Below are 14914 nucleotides of genomic sequence, written 5' to 3'. Positions count from 1 at the left end.
GTCTGTCGGTATTTCAGCGCTGCCGGGCCTGTTCCACCAGCCAGTCCAGCAGTTCCTGCAGGGCCGGCGAAGGCCCCGGGCGCTCCGGGTACACCAGGTAATACGCCTGCCCTGTAGGTACCTTCAATTCAAAGGGCATGACCAGCCGTCCGGCACTCAGGTCATCGCCAATCAATGCCCAGTCGCCAATCGCCACACCTGTGCCCTGGGAGGCCACGGACATCGCCAGGTCCAGGGTCTCGAAGTGCTGGCCCTTGCCCAGGGTGTCCAGGGGTGTGCCAGCGGCCTTGAGCCAGGTTTGCCAGTCCCGCTGATCATGGGAGGGGTGCAGCAGCAGGTGCTGTTGCAGGTCTCTGGGGCTCGTCAGCGGCACCGGGCCTTCCAGCAGGGGCCGGGAACAGACCGGAGTCAGCTGTTCATTGAACAGGTGTCGCGAGCCCAGGGTCGGTGCCGGTGGTGCGCCGTACATGACCGCGGCGTCGAACGGCTCGCGGCCGAAATCCACACCATGGGCAATGGTGGTGGTCAGCTGCACCGGTACATCGGGGCGCTCCTTCTGCCACTGCAGCAACCGCGGCAGCAGCCAGCGCATCACGCAGGTCGGGGCCTTGAGCCGCAGGTTGCGCTTCTGGCCGCCGATCTCGTCCACCGCGCCATTGATCATTTCGAACACCTGCTGCACCCGTGGCAGCCATTCCAGCCCCTCCGCGGTGAGGCTCAGGCCCCGGGCCTGGCGCAGGAACAACGGATAGCCCAGGTGACTTTCCAGCCCGGCGATCTGCCGGCTCACCGCTCCCTGGGTGATGTGCAACTGCTCGGCGGCGCGAGTGAAGTTGCAGCACTGGGCGGTGATCAGAAAAGTGTGCAGCGCGGGCAAGGGAGGAAGGCGTTTCATGGCTGGCCGAGGCATGACGTGGGGACATGGCTAGTATGACTTTTTATCCATTGTTGCGGCTACAGGCCCACCGTTCCAATAGCCCCTCTATCGGCGCCCGCAGGCGTTTTCCAGCCTGTGGCCGACGTGCGGTTTTCCTCCAATAAGAAGGGCGATGAGATGGCGACGTGCGGTGAAGTACTGGTCAAGCTACTGGAAGGTTATGGCGTCGAGCAGGTGTTCGGCATTCCCGGGGTACATACTGTGGAGCTGTATCGCGGCCTGGCCCGTTCGCCCATCCATCATGTGACTCCGCGCCATGAGCAAGGCGCCGGCTTCATGGCCGACGGCTACGCCCGAACCAGCGGCAAGCCCGGTGTGTGTTTCATCATCACCGGCCCCGGCATGACCAACATCACCACCGCCATGGGCCAGGCCTACGCCGATTCGATTCCCATGCTGGTGATCTCCAGCGTGCAGGCCCGCAGCCAGTTGGGGGGCGGGCGCGGCAAGCTCCACGAGCTGCCCAACCAGAGTGCGCTGGTCAGTGGCGTGGCGGCGTTTTCCCACACCCTGATGTGTGCCGACGAGTTGCCAGCGGTGCTGGCCCGGGCCTTTGCCCTGTTCCAGGCCGGGCGCCCACGCCCCGTGCATATCGAGATTCCCCTCGATGTGCTGGTCCAGGACGCCGACCACCTGTTGACCAGCGAGCCGGTGCAGATCGCCCGCGCCGGCGCCGCCCCGGCCGCTGTCGCGCAGATGAGCCAACTGCTGGCCAGTGCCAAGCGGCCGCTGATTCTCGCGGGCGGGGGCGCCATCGATGCCGCCCCGGCCCTGACCCGCCTGGCCGAGCTGTTGCAAGCGCCGGTGGCCCTGACCATCAATGCCAAGGGCATGCTGCCTTCGGCGCATCCGCTGCTGATCGGTTCCACCCAGTCCATGGTGGCGACCCGGGCCCTGGTGGCCGAGGCCGATGTGGTCTTGGCCATTGGCACCGAGCTGGCGGAAACCGATTACGACGTGACCTTCGCCGGTGGTTTCGAGATTCCCGCTACCCTGCTGCGTATCGATATCGATGCCGACCAGACCGTGCGCAACTATCCGCCGAAAGTGGCACTGGTGGCCGACGCCCGGATCGCTGCCGAAGCGCTGCTGGCGCAACTTGCCGGGCTGGAATTGGCAGCGCGTCGCAGCGACTGGGGCCAGGTCCGCGCCGCCGCCTTGCGCAGTGAGCTGAGCCAGCTCTGGGACGGCCCGACCCAGGCCCAGACCCTGTTTCTGCAGACCGTGGTCCAGGAACTGCCGGAGATTGTCCTGGTGGGCGACTCCACCCAGCCGGTGTACAGCGGCAACCTGACCTTCAACCCCGAGCAGCCACGACGCTGGTTCAACTCCTCCACCGGGTATGGCACCCTGGGTTATGCCTTGCCGGCGGCCATTGGCGCCTGGCTCGGCGGCGGTTCGCACGCCAGCCAGCGACGGCCGGTGGCCTGCCTGATCGGCGATGGCGGCTTGCAGTTCACCCTTTCGGAACTGGCCTGCGCGGTGGAGGCTCGCACCCCGATCATCGTCCTGCTGTGGAATAACCAGGGCTACGAAGAGATCAAGAAATACATGGTCAACCGCGCCATCGAGCCGGTGGGCGTCGACATCTACACCCCGGATTTCATTGCCGTGGCCAAGGGCCTGGGCTGCGCCGCCGAGCGCATCGACAGCGTCGAGCAACTGCGCGCGGCGCTGCGCTCGGCGGCGGATCGCCAGGGCCCGACCCTGATAGAGGTCGATCAGAACCGCTGGACCCAAGGAGTACAGGCATGAGCGCGCACCCCCTGTTGAACGGGCTGTACATCGACGGCCAATGGTTGGCGGGCAGCGAGCATCTGCAGGTGATCAACCCCAGCACCGAGGGCGTACTGGCCCAGGTTGCCGGTGGCGGTCCCGAGGCCGTGGAGCAGGCGCTGTGCGCTGCCAGCGCTGGCCTTGCGCGTTGGTCGCACAGCGGCGGGGCTGAACGTGCCGCGGTCCTGCGACGGATTGCGGCCGGGGTGGCCGAACGCCGGGAGCAACTGATGCACCTGCAGTCGAGCAACAACGGCAAGCCGCAATTCGAGGCCGCCATGGATGTGGACGATGTGATTGCCACCTTCGAGTACTACGCCGGGCTGGCCGAAGGCCTGGATGCCGCTCAGGACGCCAATGTGGCTCTGCCCAGCGAGGCCTTCAGTGCCCGCCTGCGCCGCGAGCCCTGTGGCATCGTCGGGCTGATCGTGCCGTGGAACTTCCCCATGGTCACCACCGCCTGGAAGCTCGCTCCGGCCCTGGCCGCCGGTTGCAGCGTGGTGCTCAAGCCTTCCGAAGTCACCCCGTTGCCGGAGCTGGAACTGGCGGCAATCATCGCCGGCAGCGGCTTGCCCCGGGGCGTGTTCAATCTGGTCTGCGGCACCGGCCTGGCGGTGGGCGCGCCCCTGGCAGCCGACCCGCGAGTGGCGAAAATCTCCTTCACCGGCAGCAACGCCGTGGGGGTCCAGGTGATGCAACGCGCGGCGGAAACCGTCAAGGGCGTGAGCCTGGAGCTGGGGGGCAAGTCGTCGTTGCTGGTGCTGGCGGATGCCGATCTGGATCTGGCGGTGGAGCTGGCCTGTGGCGGCGGCTTCTTCAACGCCGGGCAGATGTGCTCGGCCACCAGCCGGGTGCTGGTGGCCGATGAGTTGGCCGATGAGTTCCTGTTGCGCCTCAAGGCCCGGGCCGAAGCCATTCGTGTGGCCGACCCGTTCGACCCCGAGGTGGAAATGGGCGCGCTGGTCAATCAGGTGCAATACCGGCGGGTGCAGGCCCATATCGAGGAAGGTTTGAATGTGGGGGCCAAGCTGGTCTGCGGCGGTGGCCGCCCGGCCGGCTTGCAGCAGGGGTATTTCATCCAGCCCACGGTGTTCACCGAGGTGCCGCTGGACAGTGCGCTATGGCGTGAGGAGATCTTTGGCCCGGTGCTCTGCGTGCGCAGTTTCAGCAACGAGCAGCAGGCCATCGAAATGGCCAATGACAGCGAGTTCGGCCTGGTGGCCAGCGTAGTGGGAGCGGATGCAGCGCATGCCGAGCAAGTGGCCAATGCCCTGCAGGCCGGTCTGGTGTGGATCAATGCGCCACAGGTGATCTTTCCCCAGACGGCGTGGGGCGGCTACAAGCAGAGCAGCATCGGTCGTGAACTGGGGCCCTGGGGGCTACAGGCCTTTCAGGAAATCAAGCATGTGATCCGCGCTCGTTAGGCAGGCCTCAGTTGCTCACCCGCAGGCGCGCCATATCCCGCAACGGCGGCGCGCCGAACAAGCGGCTGTACTCGCGGCTGAACTGCGACGGGCTTTCATAACCCACCCGATAGCCCGCCACCGAAGCCTCCAGCCCCTCGGCCAGCATCAGCCGCCGGGCTTCTTGCAGGCGCAACTGTTTCTGGTACTGCAGCGGGCTCATGGCGGTCATGGCCTTGAAACGGTGGTGCAGGGTCGAGACGCTCAGGTTCACCTCCCGGGCCAGATCATCGATGCGCAACGGGTGCACGAAATTGCCGTTGAGCCACTTGATGGCCTGGTTGACCCGGTGGCCCTGGCTGTTGGCAGTGGCGATCTCATACAGGCGGTGGCCCTGGGGGCTGCGCAGCAGGCGATAGAGAATTTCCCGGCGTACCAGCGGCGCGAGCATGGCGATGTCTTTCGGGGTGTCCAGCAGGCGGGTCAGGCGCAGCACCGCGTCGAGCATCGCCGGGTCCAGGCGTTCCACGTACAGGCCGCGCCCGGTAGGCCGGGCGGGTGCGCCGATGGGGCCGGCATCGGCAATCAATGCATTGATTTCCCCGGGGTCGATGTCCAGGCGCAGGGCCAGGATCGGCTCCTCTGGTGAAACGATCGCCACCTTGCCGCTCAGGGGGACGGAAACCGAGACCACCAGGTAATTCAAGGGGTCGTAGTTGTAGCTTTCATCGGCCAGGCGTACTTCCTTGCGGCCCTGGGCCATGATGCACAGCGCCGGCTGTGCCAGCACCGAACCGAATTGATGAGAGCTGCTGTGGCGCGAGACGAACAACGAGTCGATGGCCGTGGCGTAGCTGCCGTCCTCGGCGGTGTTGCGTGCAATGATCGCGGCCAGTTCCACGCGCTGCCGTTCCATCTCCGGGGCCAGGGGCGGTGGCGGGGTTTCCAGTGATGGCATGGGGCAGCCTCCGAGTGTTTGCAGTCGGCACAGCTTAAGTTTGTGCAAGAAGCGCGGGTAGGCGAATCCTGCGTAAAACTTGCCTGATCCTGCTGCTTGCGCGCGCGATAGGCAAGATCAGCCGATGCTCCTGAGCTTCACTTGCTTGAAACACCGTTGTCATGCTTTTGCCCAATGGCGCGGAGTCGGGGAGGGAGCAAAGGGCTTGTCGCAGGATTGGGCAAATCAACGGCAGAAATCGACTAACGCGCGCGAGGGCCTGCCCCGTATCGTTGATCCTGTCGCAGCCCGTCCCATGGCTGCCTCGACAACACCCTGGGAGGGTCGCACATGTCCACGCATATTCCCGTCAGTCACATGGCCTTTGTCCGAGCCCGGGCCGGGCGTTCCAAGGAGCTGGGTGCGCGCTTGAGCAGCCTGATCGAACCGTCCCGCCAGGCCTGTGGTTGCCTGCATTTTGCCCTGCAGCATTCGCAGTGCGATGCCGACCTGTGGCTGGTGTCCGGTTTCTGGAGCAGCCAGCAGGCGATGACGGCCTATTTCAATTCCCCGGCCATGGCGATCTTTGCCGAGCTGGTGCAGGACCTGGTGGTCAACAGCCTGGATTTTCATACCTTCAGTACCGTGTCGGCGCTGCAAGCCCATGGCGAATATCCGCAACTACAGCAGGCGCCGGTGCACAAGCTGGCCAGTTGAAGGTTTAGAATGGCCGACTTTTCATTGGCCAGGACTCGCAACATGGCACGCAAAGAGTTTGCACACTACGAAGCAGTTTCCGCTGTGGTTCCAGGGGAGGGGGATACAGCGCCGCCATCGCCGTCAAGGCTCTCGGCGCATCAAGCGCACCACGCTTTCATAAAGTCCTGGATGAGCAGAAATTCAAGACGGCGCATGACGCCGACCAAGCTGCCGCACAACAACTCGAACAGTTGGCCGACGTCGATCAGGACGGCGAGTTGAGCTGGAAGAGCTACTGAGTCCAAGCGCTATTTGACTGCCCCCGGGCGGTGCATCCTGAACAGAGCCTCTGGCCCCAGTTGGAAGTAATCCGCCGGCCCGCCGCCGCGCAGAATCGGCTCTGCCGCGGCGGTGTCGTAGATCCCGTCCTTGAGTAGCCACTTGGCGATATGCACGGCGACCACTTCGCCGAGGATCAGCCAGCTCGGCACCAGTTCCTTGTCCGCCCGCTGCAATTGAATGATCTGGGTGACCTTGCACTCGAAGGACACCGGGCTCTCGGCTACCCGGGGCACGCTGATGACTTTCGACGCCACGGGGGTCAGGCCGGCCAGTTCGAACTCGTTTACCTCGGCCGGGACTGCGGCGCAGCTCTGGTTCATCTGCTCGGCCAGAGGTCGGGTGGCCAGGTTCCAGGCGAACTCGCCGGTCTGCTCGATATTGTTCAGGCTGTCTTTGCGCCCGACGCTGGAGAAACCGATGATCGGTGGAATGTAGTTGAAGGCGTTGAAGAAGCTGTAGGGCGCCAGGTTCAGGCGCCCCTCGCGATCCTGGGAAGAGATCCAGCCGATGGGGCGCGGGCCGACGATGGCATTGAACGGGTCGTGGGGCAGGCCGTGGCCCAGGGCAGGTTGGTAAAAGTGGATATCGTCGGGCATGGCTCAAGGTTCCTGCTTGGGGCGAGTTAAGGGCGTCATAGTGCAGTGCGCAATCGCCCAATTCCAGCGTCCTGGCCCTTGAGCGTTCCACGCTGTGGGTGTTTTCCCCTGGCCAGAAACGACTAAGCCCGGCCAAGGCCGGGCTGTGGTGTCAGGTGCATCAATCAGCTGATGCTGGCGGAACCGGTGCGGTCGTAGCCATCGGCAGCGAAGGTAGCGGAACCGGTGCGGTCGTAGCCATCGGCAGCGAAGGTAGCAGAACCGGTGCGGTCGTAGCCATCGGCAGCGAAGGTAGCAGAACCGGTGCGGTCGTAGCCATCGGCAGCGAAGGTAGCGGACCCGGTGCGGTCGTAGCCATCAGCGGCGAAGGTAGCGGACCCGGTGCGGTCGTAGCCATCGGCAGCGAAGGTAGCGGACCCGGTGCGGTCGTAGCCGTCGGCAGCGAAGGTAGCGGAACCGGTGCGGTCGTAGCCATCAGCGGCGAAGGTGGCGGAGCCGGTGCGATCGTAGCCATCGGCGGCGAAGGTGTTGGCAGCCAGTACCGAGAGGGTCAGGGCGAGGATCAGTTTGCTTTTCATGATGGTGACTCCGGGTTCGTTGAGATGAATGCGTTGGGCTTGGTATGAATCCTACTCCGGTAAAGTTGATATAAAAGCGCAAATTAATGCTTATAAATATCTGCTTTATCGATATTTATTAGGTCGGCCCTCGCCGCCAAATACCGCGTTCAAGCCTCACTGCATAGAAGAGCCAAGTACCCACTTGGATTCATTAGCAGGCTATGCATCCAGCATTAACTGATCATTAATTGAGCAGATTGCTTGTAAGAAAATATTTCAACGATTTTTTCATCCGCGCCTTACCTGTTTTTCACCCCTTGACGTTCAGCCTCCGCGCAGGCCTGCAGTCCATAGACAGGCCGCCTTGAATGCGACCTTTGGAGCACCTTTGCGAATGAACAAGCTACCCCAGATCACCCTGGCCTTCTGGGTCATGAAAATCTGCGCGACCACCCTCGGCGAAACAGCGGGGGACCTGCTGTCGATGACCCTGAATGTGGGTTATGCCATCAGCTCGATGATTCTGATCAGTGTGTTCCTGCTGACCCTGGTCACCCAGCTGTGGTCCAAGACCTACAACCCGGTGCTGTACTGGATCGTGATCCTCTCCACCAGTACCGCCGGCACCACCATGTCGGATTTCATGGACCGCACCCTGGGCCTGGGCTATGCCAGTGGCTCGTTGATCCTGATCGGTATTCTGCTGGCGATCTTCGCGCTCTGGCGTCTGAGTGGCGACTCGCTGAACGTCAACAAGATCCAGACCTTTCGCGGCGAGATGTTCTATTGGATGGCGATCCTGTTTTCCAACACCCTGGGCACCGCCCTCGGCGACTACCTGGCGGACGATTCGGGGCTGGGCTTTGCCGGCGGGGCGCTGTTGATCGGCTTGACCATCGCCGTGGTGGTGCTGCTCAAGTACTTCACCAGGCTCTCGTCGGTGCTGTTGTTCTGGGTCGCTTTCGTATTGACCCGGCCGTTCGGCGCAACCTTGGGCGACTTCCTCACCAAACCCCACGAAAAAGGCGGCCTGGATTTCGGCACCATCGGCTCGTCGGCGGTATTGGCGGGAATCCTGCTGGTGATGATCGTGGGGGCGGCCTGGGCCCAGAACCGCGATGGGCGCCAGGGCGCAGCCGAACTTTCCTGACCTGTACAGCCTCTGTAGGAGCCGGCTTGCCGGCGAAAGCTTCCCCACAGATCGCGAAAAGCGCCCGGGCCTTGCACCCGGGCGTTGTTGTTTTCAGTCAGTCTCGATCCGCGAATGCTTGCGGGTGTCTTTCATGGTCGCGTAGACCAGCAGCGAACAGGCGATGCAGGCGGTGACGTACCAGTAGTAGCCGGTTTCCATGCCGATGCTCTTGAACCACAGGGCGATGTATTCGGCGGTACCGCCGAAGATCGACACGGTCAGTGCGTACGGCAGGCCCACGCCCAGGGCGCGGATTTCCGTAGGGAACAGCTCGGCCTTGACCACCGCGTTGATCGAGGTGTAGCCGCTGACGATGATCAGCGCCGCCATGATCAGGAAGAACGCGCCCCACCAGGTCTGGATGGTGTGCAGGGTGGTGAGGATCGGCACGGTGAACAGGGTGCCGAGGATACCGAAGGCAATCAGGATCGGGCGCCGGCCAACCTTGTCCGAGAGAGCACCGATCACCGGTTGCAGGCACATGAACAGGAACAGCGTGGCGGCGGAAATGGTGGTGGAGTCGGAGATGCTCATGCCGACAGTGTTCACCAGGTATTTCTGCATGTAGGTGGTGTAGGTATAGAAGGCCAGGGTGCCGCCCATGGTCAGGCCGACCACGGTCATCAACTCCTTGGGATGACGCATCAGGGTGCGCATCAGGCTTTCCTTGGGCTTTTCCTTCTTCTTGGTGAAGGACTCGGTTTCTTCCATGCCGCGACGCAGGTACAGGGCTACCACGGCGCAGAGGGCACCGATGCCGAACGGAATCCGCCAGCCCCAGGACTGCAGTTCCTCGGTGGTCAGAATGTTCTGCAGCACGATCAGCACCGCCAGGGCGATGAGCTGGCCGGAGATCAGGGTCACGTACTGGAAGCTGGAGAAGAAGCCACGACGTTCCTTGGTCGCCATCTCGCTGAGGTAGGTGGCCGAGGTACCGTATTCACCGCCTACCGACAGGCCCTGCATCAGGCGCGCCAGCACCAGCAGGATGGGGGCGCCGACGCCGATGGTTTCGTAACCCGGGGTCAGGGCGATGATCAGCGAGCCGAAGCACATCAGCAGCACCGAGGCCATCAAGGCGGCCTTACGCCCTTTGCGGTCGGCATACAGCCCCATCAGCCAGCCACCGATCGGGCGCATCAGGAAGCCCACGGCGAAGATCGCGGCGGTGTTCAGCAGTTGGGCAGTGGTGTCGCCCTTGGGGAAGAAGACTTTGGCGAAGTACAGCGAGAAGGCGGCGTAGACGTACCAGTCGTACCACTCGACCATGTTGCCCACGGAACCGCTGAAGATCGACTTAAGGCGGCTGGCGGTGGTCTTTTCTGTGGCGGGCGCAGCCGCCGACCCGGCAGGCAGGGTATTAGAGATATCCATGAAGGACCCTTCTATTCATTGTTTTTGTGGAGTGCGCGCGAGCGCAGCCTGCTGGGGCTATAGCAGGACCTGTGCCAAGGGCGAGAAGCCCGGGCTAGAGGGGGGGAGGCGGGAGTGATGAGCGGAAATCCGCCTATCGGCACCTTGCGGGTAAGCGGGAAATTGCCGAAAGCGGCCGTGCCCCTGGGCATGTGGGCGAAGGCGTCGATGGGGGGCCGGGCTTGAGGGCTGATTCTCCGGCAAGCCGGGTCCTATAGGGGTTACTCCTCCTTGAGGAACTGTTCCCTGGTCAGTCCATGGCGCTGCATCTTTTCGTTAAGAGTCCGGCGGGGCAGTTGCAGCTCGTTGAGCACCGCCTTGATATCACCCTTGTGCCGGCTCAGGGCCGCGCGCAGGCATTGGGCCTCGAAGGCTTCCTGCTGCGCCGCCAGGGACTGGCCGGGTTCGATGGCGTCGGGTTCCGGCTCGCCCAGGCCCAGCACCTGGCGCTCGGCGGCGTTGGCCAGCTCGCGCACGTTGCCCGGCCAGTCGTGGCTGAGCAGGCGGCTCAGTTGCGCGCCGCTCAAGGGCGCGACGCTGCGCCCCAGGCGTTCCCCGGCATTCTGGGCAAAGTGCTCGTAGAGCAGTGGGATGTCCTCGCGGCGCTCGCGCAATGGTGGCAGGCGCAGTTCAGCCACGGTCAGGCGGTAGGCCAGGTCTTCACGGAAACGCCCGGCACGGGCCTCGTCCAGCAGGTCGGGCTTGGTGGCGGCGATGATCCGCAGGTCGACCTTGATGCTCTGGTTGGAACCCAGGCGTTCCAGCTTCTGCTCCTGCAACACCCGCAGCAGCTTGACCTGCTGGGCCAGGGGCATGCTTTCGATCTCGTCGAGAAACAGCGTGCCGCCGTCGGCGTATTCCAGCTTGCCGATGCGTTTGCCCTGGGCGCCGGTGAAGGCGCCGCTTTCATGGCCGAACAGCTCGGCCTCGAACAACTGCTCGGGGATCGCCGCGCAGTTCAGGGCGACGAAGGGCTTGCCGGCCCGCGGGCCGAAGTCGTGCAGGCAGCGGGCAATCAGTTCTTTGCCGCTGCCGGTCTCGCCGCGGATCAGCACGTTGACCGGCAGGGCTGCCAGTTCCAGTACCTGGCGGCGCAGGGTCTGCAAGGCCCTGGAGACCCCCAGCAAGGTGGCGTCGAGCTTGGCCCGGCTGTCGGCCTGTTGGTGCAGGCGGCGGTTTTCCAGGACCAGGCGGCGCTTGTCCAGGGCCCGGCGCAGGCTGCTGAGCAGGGTGTCGGGGCTGAAGGGTTTTTCCAGGAAGTCGTAGGCCCCGTCGCGCATGGCTTCCACCGCCATGGGCACATCGCCGTGGCCTGTGAGCAGGATGATCGGCAGGTCCGGGTCCAGGCGCTGGACCTGGGCCAGCAGTTCCAGGCCACTGATGCCGGGCATGCGCACATCACTGAGGATCACCCCGGGAAAGTTCTTCGGCAGTTGCGCCAGACAGTCCTCGGCCCGGCTGAACAGCTGGACCTCGAAGCCCGACAGGCTCAGCCACTGCTCGACGGCGGTACGGATGCTGGCTTCGTCGTCCACCACGATCACTGAGTTCAGCATTGGATATGGGCCTCCAGGTCGATGGGCAGGCTCAGGGTGAACACCGCCCCTTGCTCCTGGTTGGCCACGCTCAGGCGGCCACCCAGCTCGTGGACTATGGCATAGGACACCGCCAGCCCCAGCCCCAGGCCATCACCCACCGGTTTGGTGGTGAAGAATGGATCGAAGACGCTCAGCAAGTGTTCCTCGGCAATGCCGCCGCCGTTGTCGGCCACCCGCAGTTGCCAGAGCTGGTCTTCGGCTTCGAGACTGATCTCCAGGCGCTTGTGCGGTTTGTCCTGCATGGCGTCCAGGGCATTGCGCAGCAGGTTGATCAGCACCTGTTCCAGGCGGATGGCGTCGCCCCGGACCCAGGCTGGGCGGGTCAGTTGCAGCACCACTTCGACGTCTTCAGCACGCAGCCGGGCTTCCAGCAAGTGCAGCGACTGGTCCACCACAGCGGTCAGGTCCAGGCGTTCTCGCAGGCCACTGGGGCTCTTGCGGGCGAAGGTCTTGAGATGGCTGGTGAGGGCGGCCATGCGGGTCAGCATGTCGTCCAGTGGGCGCAGGGCTTTGTAGGCTTCGTCCACCCTGCCGTGATCCAGCAACAGCCTGAGGGTTGCCAGCTGCATGCGCTGGGTGGTCAGGGGCTGGTTGATTTCGTGGGCCAGGGCGGCGGACATCTGCCCCAGGGCCGCGAGCTTGGCCGATTGCACCAGGCCTTCCTGGGCGGTGCGCAGATCGCGGGTACGTTCCTCCACCAGTTGCTCCAGCTCCTGGCGATTGCGCTGGCGGACTTTCCCCAGGCGCCAGCGCTGGTTGAGGAACAGCAGCAGGAACACCAGGGTCAGCCAGGCACCGGCGGCGGCAAGCCCGGCATTGCGGGTTTCCTCGAAGGCATTCGGCGGTTTGCGCAGCAGGTGCAGGGTCCAGCCTTCGGCGGCCAACGGCAGGGACTCCCAGAGGTAGCTGGCGCGGCCCTCGGGGCCTTCGACCCGGGCCAGGCTGCTGTTGTCGTCAAAGCGTTGCAGCGTCTGGTGCTGCAGCGGGGTCAGGGGCTGTTTGTCGTACTGGCGGGTGAGCTTGATTTCTTCCAGGTCGTTGCTCGACAGCGGCTGCAAGTGCCGGTAGCGCCAGCCTGGCTGGTTGGCGATGAACACAATGCCCCGGGCATCGCTGACCAGCAGGGTGTCGTTGCCCTGGCTCCATTCATGTTCCAGCTCGGGGAATTCCAGCTTCACCACCATGGCCCCGAGGAAGTCCTGGTTGTCGGCCTTGACTGCGCTGGCCAGGAAATACCCCGGGATGCCGCTGGTCACGCCCACCGCGTAGAAGCGCCCGCTGCCCTGGCTGCGGGTCTGCTTGAAGTAGGGGCGAAAGCCGTAGTTGTGGCCCACGTAGCTGCTGGGCAGGCGCCAGTTGCTGGCGGCCACGGCCAGGCCCTCATGGTTCAGCAGCTCCAGGGTCGAGGAGCGGGCCGCGCCATTGATCTTTTCCAGCTTGCGGTTCAATGCGTCCTGGGTTTCGGTGGCCACCGGCCCCTGCAGCGCCGCGCGCAGTTCCGGGTCCAGGGCCAGGACCGCCGGCAGGGCGCGATAGCGTTCGATCAGGGTATGCAGCGAGTTGGCATACAGCCCCAACTGCTCATTGGCACGGGCGGCTTCCTCCACCAGCGTCTGCCGTTCTGCATGGCGCATGGCCAGGCCGGCGCTGAGCACGGTGCCAGCAAGAATCACCAGGATATAGAACGTCAAGCGGAGGGGGCGAGAGATCTGGGCCATGAGTCGGGGCAGGCTGCAATGGGGGCGGGAACGATAGCATGAGCGCCGGGGCTAACGTTGATCGCGGACAGTGTCGGGAAAGGGCGGTGCATAAAAAAAGCGGCGGGCCATTCAATGAACAGCACCGCCGCCTGGGCCGAACGGAGGAAGGGCTTACTGCACTTCTACCGCCAGGCTGTCACTGATCTTCTTCTGCCAGATGGCGGGACCTGTGATGTGCACCGACTCGCCCTTGCTGTCGACGGCGACGGTCACCGGCATGTCCTTGACCTCGAATTCGTAGATCGCTTCCATGCCCAGTTCGGCAAAGGCCAGGACCTTGGACTTCTTGATCGCCTGGGCTACCAGGTAGGCAGCACCGCCGACGGCCATCAGGTACACGGCCTTGTTGTCCTTGATCGCTTCGATCGCGGTCGGGCCGCGCTCGGACTTGCCGATCATGCCCAGCAGGCCGGTCTGCTCGAGGATCTGGCGGGTGAACTTGTCCATCCGCGTGGCGGTGGTCGGGCCAGCCGGGCCGACCACTTCGTCACCGACCGGATCGACCGGGCCGACGTAGTAGATGAAGCGACCCTTGAGGTCCACCGGCAGGGTTTCGCCTTTGTTCAGCATCTCGACCATGCGTTTGTGCGCAGCGTCGCGGCCGGTGAGCATCTTGCCGTTGAGCAGTACGGTTTCGCCCGGCTTCCAGCTTTGCACTTCTTCCGGGGTCAGGGTGTCGAGGTTGACCCGACGGGCCGACGGGCCGGCTTCCCAGACGATTTCCGGGTAGGCGTCCAGCGGTGGCGCTTCCAGGCTCGCCGGGCCGGAGCCATCCAGTACGAAGTGCGCGTGACGGGTGGCGGCGCAGTTGGGGATCATGCACACCGGCAGGGAAGCGGCGTGGGTCGGGTAGTCCATGATCTTCACGTCGAGCACGGTGGTCAGGCCACCGAGGCCCTGGGCGCCGATGCCCAGCTGGTTGACCTTCTCGAACAGCTCCAGGCGGATCTCTTCGATGCGGTTCTGCGGGCCACGGGCTTTGAGCTCGTGGATGTCGATGGATTCCATCAACACTTCCTTGGCCATCACTGCCGCTTTCTCGGCGGTGCCGCCGATACCGATGCCTAGCATGCCCGGTGGGCACCAGCCGGCGCCCATGGTCGGAACGGTCTTGAGTACCCAGTCGACGATCGAGTCGGACGGGTTGAGCATGGCCATCTTCGATTTGTTCTCGGAGCCGCCGCCCTTGGCCGCCACGTCCACTTCCACGGTGTTGCCCGGGACGATGGAGTAGTGGATCACCGCGGGGGTGTTGTCCTTGGTGTTTTTCCTGCTACCTGCCGGGTCGGCCAGGATGGAGGCGCGCAGGACGTTTTCCGGCAGGTTGTAGGCGCGACGCACGCCCTCGTTGATCATGTCGTCCAGGCTCATGGTGGCGCCGTCCCAGCGCACGTCCATGCCCACGCGCACGAATACCGTGACGATGCCGGTGTCCTGGCAGATCGGCCGGTGGCCGGTGGCACACATGCGCGAGTTGATCAGGATCTGCGCTATGGAATCACGGGCAGCCGGCGATTCTTCCCGCAGGTAGGCCTCGTGCATCGCCTGGATGAAGTCCACGGGGTGGTAGTAGGAAATGAACTGCAGGGCGTCGGCAACGCTCTGAATCAGGTCGTCTTGCTTGATCACGGTCATGAGTCGCGCTCCTCTAAAAGACGGGAACATTTAATAAGGTGCCTGCACTTGGGTGCATCGGTCGGA

12 protein-coding genes and 1 pseudogene are annotated in these 14914 nt (G+C 64.0%); 5 read left to right on the top strand and 8 right to left on the bottom strand.

Annotated features, from left to right (window positions below):
• Positions 1-13: 13 nt before the first annotated feature.
• The gene (locus tag KI242_RS24595; RefSeq protein WP_011063067.1) at positions 14-895 is read right to left on the bottom strand and encodes a LysR substrate-binding domain-containing protein; all 882 of its coding nucleotides are present in this window, start codon (positions 893-895) and stop codon (positions 14-16) included.
• A gap of 159 nt (positions 896-1054) precedes the next feature.
• Between KI242_RS24595 and KI242_RS24590 the strand changes: the two genes are divergently transcribed.
• Both KI242_RS24590 and KI242_RS24585 read left to right on the top strand, forming a co-directional pair.
• On the top strand, positions 1055-2692 hold the full coding sequence (locus KI242_RS24590; RefSeq protein WP_011063066.1) for a 5-guanidino-2-oxopentanoate decarboxylase: 1638 nt from the start codon (positions 1055-1057) through the stop codon (positions 2690-2692).
• Positions 2689-4137: an aldehyde dehydrogenase family protein gene (locus KI242_RS24585; protein WP_015636792.1), complete on the top strand. Its 1449-nt coding sequence runs from the start codon at positions 2689-2691 to the stop codon at positions 4135-4137. The genes KI242_RS24590 and KI242_RS24585 overlap by 4 nt, the downstream gene beginning before the upstream one ends.
• A 7-nt stretch (positions 4138-4144) precedes the next feature.
• Here KI242_RS24585 and KI242_RS24580 read toward each other — a convergent pair whose 3' ends face one another.
• On the bottom strand, positions 4145-5074 hold the full coding sequence (locus KI242_RS24580) for an AraC family transcriptional regulator (RefSeq protein WP_212805623.1): 930 nt from the start codon (positions 5072-5074) through the stop codon (positions 4145-4147).
• Positions 5075-5404: 330 nt separating this feature from the next.
• Between KI242_RS24580 and KI242_RS24575 the strand changes: the two genes are divergently transcribed.
• Both KI242_RS24575 and KI242_RS31920 read left to right on the top strand, forming a co-directional pair.
• A complete protein-coding gene (locus tag KI242_RS24575; protein ID WP_011063063.1) occupies positions 5405-5770 on the top strand; it encodes an antibiotic biosynthesis monooxygenase family protein in 366 nt (121 codons plus the stop codon).
• 9 nt (positions 5771-5779) lie between these two features.
• Positions 5780-6051: pseudogene (locus KI242_RS31920) on the top strand (hypothetical protein).
• Positions 6052-6060: 9 nt separating this feature from the next.
• Here KI242_RS31920 and KI242_RS24570 read toward each other — a convergent pair.
• Together KI242_RS24570 and KI242_RS24565 are read right to left on the bottom strand one after the other, a co-directional pair.
• Complete coding sequence (locus tag KI242_RS24570) at positions 6061-6690, bottom strand: flavin reductase family protein (RefSeq protein ID WP_011063061.1); 630 nt, start codon at positions 6688-6690, stop codon at positions 6061-6063.
• A gap of 164 nt (positions 6691-6854) precedes the next feature.
• Entirely contained in the window at positions 6855-7268 is a 414-nt protein-coding gene (locus KI242_RS24565) for a heme utilization protein (RefSeq protein WP_092137452.1), read from the bottom strand.
• Positions 7269-7644: 376 nt separating this feature from the next.
• Here KI242_RS24565 and KI242_RS24560 point away from each other — a divergent pair, with 376 nt between their 5' ends.
• Positions 7645-8400, top strand: coding sequence for a hypothetical protein (locus KI242_RS24560; protein ID WP_015636788.1), 756 nt, complete (start codon positions 7645-7647; stop codon positions 8398-8400).
• Positions 8401-8493: 93 nt separating this feature from the next.
• Here the strand turns inward: KI242_RS24560 and KI242_RS24555 are convergent, their stop codons facing one another.
• From KI242_RS24555 to KI242_RS24540, 4 genes are all read right to left on the bottom strand, one after another.
• A complete protein-coding gene (locus KI242_RS24555; protein WP_011063058.1) occupies positions 8494-9816 on the bottom strand; it encodes an MFS transporter in 1323 nt (440 codons plus the stop codon).
• A gap of 260 nt (positions 9817-10076) precedes the next feature.
• Complete coding sequence (locus tag KI242_RS24550) at positions 10077-11411, bottom strand: sigma-54 dependent transcriptional regulator (protein WP_011063057.1); 1335 nt, start codon at positions 11409-11411, stop codon at positions 10077-10079.
• Complete coding sequence (locus tag KI242_RS24545; RefSeq protein WP_011063056.1) at positions 11405-13171, bottom strand: ATP-binding protein; 1767 nt, start codon at positions 13169-13171, stop codon at positions 11405-11407. Before KI242_RS24545 ends, KI242_RS24550 begins: the two co-directional genes overlap by 7 nt.
• A gap of 153 nt (positions 13172-13324) precedes the next feature.
• Entirely contained in the window at positions 13325-14848 is a 1524-nt protein-coding gene (locus KI242_RS24540; protein ID WP_011063055.1) for a fumarate hydratase, read from the bottom strand.
• Between the last annotated feature and the right edge of the window lie 66 nt (positions 14849-14914).

Origin of the sequence: Pseudomonas sp. Eqa60 (assembly GCF_018326405.1) — a bacterium.
In the GTDB taxonomy this organism is placed as follows: Bacteria; Pseudomonadota; Gammaproteobacteria; order Pseudomonadales; family Pseudomonadaceae; genus Aquipseudomonas; species Aquipseudomonas protegens.
The sequence above is the reverse complement of the archived record's forward strand: the minus strand, read 5'-3'. Positions and strand labels throughout refer to the sequence as shown.

Coding starts and splice junctions, on each gene's coding strand:
- KI242_RS24595 (WP_011063067.1), bottom strand. CDS start 895: ATGAAACGCCTTCCTCCCTTGCCCGCGCTGCACACTTTTCTGATCACC.
- KI242_RS24590 (WP_011063066.1), top strand. CDS start 1,055: ATGGCGACGTGCGGTGAAGTACTGGTCAAGCTACTGGAAGGTTATGGC.
- KI242_RS24585 (WP_015636792.1), top strand. CDS start 2,689: ATGAGCGCGCACCCCCTGTTGAACGGGCTGTACATCGACGGCCAATGG.
- KI242_RS24580 (WP_212805623.1), bottom strand. CDS start 5,074: ATGCCATCACTGGAAACCCCGCCACCGCCCCTGGCCCCGGAGATGGAA.
- KI242_RS24575 (WP_011063063.1), top strand. CDS start 5,405: ATGTCCACGCATATTCCCGTCAGTCACATGGCCTTTGTCCGAGCCCGG.
- KI242_RS24570 (WP_011063061.1), bottom strand. CDS start 6,690: ATGCCCGACGATATCCACTTTTACCAACCTGCCCTGGGCCACGGCCTG.
- KI242_RS24565 (WP_092137452.1), bottom strand. CDS start 7,268: ATGAAAAGCAAACTGATCCTCGCCCTGACCCTCTCGGTACTGGCTGCC.
- KI242_RS24560 (WP_015636788.1), top strand. CDS start 7,645: ATGAACAAGCTACCCCAGATCACCCTGGCCTTCTGGGTCATGAAAATC.
- KI242_RS24555 (WP_011063058.1), bottom strand. CDS start 9,816: ATGGATATCTCTAATACCCTGCCTGCCGGGTCGGCGGCTGCGCCCGCC.
- KI242_RS24550 (WP_011063057.1), bottom strand. CDS start 11,411: ATGCTGAACTCAGTGATCGTGGTGGACGACGAAGCCAGCATCCGTACC.
- KI242_RS24545 (WP_011063056.1), bottom strand. CDS start 13,171: ATGGCCCAGATCTCTCGCCCCCTCCGCTTGACGTTCTATATCCTGGTG.
- KI242_RS24540 (WP_011063055.1), bottom strand. CDS start 14,848: ATGACCGTGATCAAGCAAGACGACCTGATTCAGAGCGTTGCCGACGCC.